The sequence below is a fragment of the Xanthomonas sp. D-36-1 genome (assembly GCF_017746155.1).
In the GTDB taxonomy this organism is placed as follows: domain Bacteria; phylum Pseudomonadota; class Gammaproteobacteria; order Xanthomonadales; family Xanthomonadaceae; genus Xanthomonas; species Xanthomonas cissicola.
This window is the reverse complement of sequence record NZ_JAGHWR010000130.1, coordinates 1-1,848: the sequence shown is the minus strand read 5'-3', so window position 1 is coordinate 1,848 and position 1,848 is coordinate 1. Positions and strand designations below refer to the sequence as shown.

Here is a 1,848-nt window from a genome sequence, read left to right as displayed (position 1 = left end):
AATCCGCAACATCGTCGCCAGTGCGTACGGCTGCCGACCTGGCCGCCCCGACACTGGATAGTGCGGCGCGATCAGGGCAAGCAGTTGCTGCCACGGAACAACCTGCTCCATCTCGGCAAGAAAGATCTCGCGCCGGGTCTGCTTACGCTTGCCCAAGCCCTCAGCGTCACCGAACGTCAGCTGCATGGATGAATCCTCTACATAAGGCGATAGTGTCGCGCATCTGCGGTGAGTTGATCAGACCTTCCCTAGCTCGCCGGCTTATCGTCAAGCCCAAACCGCAGGGCGACTTCTCCAAGGAATACGCCGGCTTGGGAAATTGGGAAATAGATGTGCCCTCCATCAGTGGTACGTTCGATGCGGCCTATAAGTGGGACACGGATATCCTGAATCGTCCGAAGGCCCGCTGCTCGGCGGTCTTCTACCCGGCTGTCCGGTCCAGCGTCAAGTATCGCGATGTTTGGCATGGAAACTCGGTACATATTCCCGGGCGTGGCGATCACGAGCTGCTGATTCTCGACGGTTCGCCGCTCGCACCATCTGACGGGGGCGCACATCTGTGGACCACATCGGCCACGGATGCTTTTTCATGCAAAGGCGCCACTGCAAATGGCTATCCCGGCGAGGGCTTCGTGATGACTACTGCAGCCGGCATCAAGTACACCTTCGACGTGGGAGTCGAACGCAGTTCCGGTGTGATTAGCGCTGGCAGCGCACTGGTGCCGCGGGTCACTGTCTACCTGTTGGCTAGCCGAATTGAGGATCGATTCGGCAACTACGTATCCTTCACCTACAACGGTAACGGCCACCCCACATCGATCTCGGCAAGCGACGGCCGAGCGATTATCCTTGCCTATGATGGCGAGCGCCTGATCCGCGCATCAACCAACGGTAGGGATTGGACGTATCACTACGATGCAAACGGCGATCTGGCCGCTGTCCTGCAGCCGGATCAGGCGCGCTGGCAGTATCAGTACGGTGGAAGCCGGACCATCCTGTACCAAGCTTGGGACGCTGCGATCACTGCCAACTGTGGCGGGCCCGATGTTGCTGACGGCCAATACGCTGTCACGGTCACGCATCCGTCTTCGGCTGTGGCGACATTCTCCTTCTCGCATTTACGCCACTACCGCAGCGGCGTTCGTTTGAGCAACTGTCAGCCACTTCCGGCAAGCTCCGGTGAAAGCGTCAATTACCAGCTGCTACTGGCTAATTTCCACGATGTTTTCAGCCTCGTCTCAAAGACCATCAGCGGTCCGGGCATCGCCCAGGCCATGACCTGGAAGTACGACTATGGACAAAAGGCTTATCCCCTCTGGGCACCCGTCAGCCCGTCGCCGGCCATTGCCCAGCCGAGACCTGTCCTCGATCCAAGATTGTCCGGGTGTTGCAGCCTGGCGGGCAGTACGACGCATATGAGTTCGGTGTCCTTTGGGGGCTCAATGAAGGTCGAATGCTTGCCGTCACAACTCTTGCAGCAAACGGTACGACGGTGCTGCGGCAAGAGCGGCGCGATTTTCTGGGAGAAGAGGAAGTAGCAGGCCATACGTTCCCGTCCAGTTACGGGATTCTTCCGGGCGGGGATGAGCCGTCGGCTGCCTACGTGCGTCCCATGATCAGAAAGACCGTGACGCAGGACGGAGCATCCTTCACCTGGCAGGTCGCCACGGGCTGCGGCACAGGTCCTTACTGCCTGGATGCATTCGCCCGACCGCTTCGTACGGAAAAGACCAGCTCGCTAGGCTATTCCAGAAGCGAGGACACGACTTATTTCGATCAGCCAGCGCTATGGGTGATTGGCAAGACTGCGTCGCTGACGCAGCGAACACCTAAGGAAGGTCTGATCAA

Annotated in this window: 1 protein-coding gene and 2 pseudogenes; 2 read left to right on the top strand and 1 reads right to left on the bottom strand. The window is 59.0% G+C overall.

What is annotated here, in order from left to right; genetic code table 11:
• Nucleotides 1-186: pseudogene (locus tag J7367_RS21935) on the bottom strand (IS5/IS1182 family transposase); the annotation flags it as partial.
• Nucleotides 187-188: 2 nt separating this feature from the next.
• Between J7367_RS21935 and J7367_RS21930 the strand changes: the two are divergent.
• Nucleotides 189-1,538, top strand: a complete 1,350-nt coding sequence (locus J7367_RS21930) for a hypothetical protein (protein WP_244672365.1) — start codon at nt 189-191, stop codon at nt 1,536-1,538.
• Nucleotides 1,539-1,612: 74 nt separating this feature from the next.
• Nucleotides 1,613-1,848, top strand: a pseudogene (locus J7367_RS22425) (hypothetical protein); the annotation flags it as partial.

Excerpts from the sequence above, each read along its gene's own strand:
- J7367_RS21930 (WP_244672365.1), top strand. The coding sequence starts at position 189 with ATGAATCCTCTACATAAGGCGATAGTGTCGCGCATCTGCGGTGAGTTG.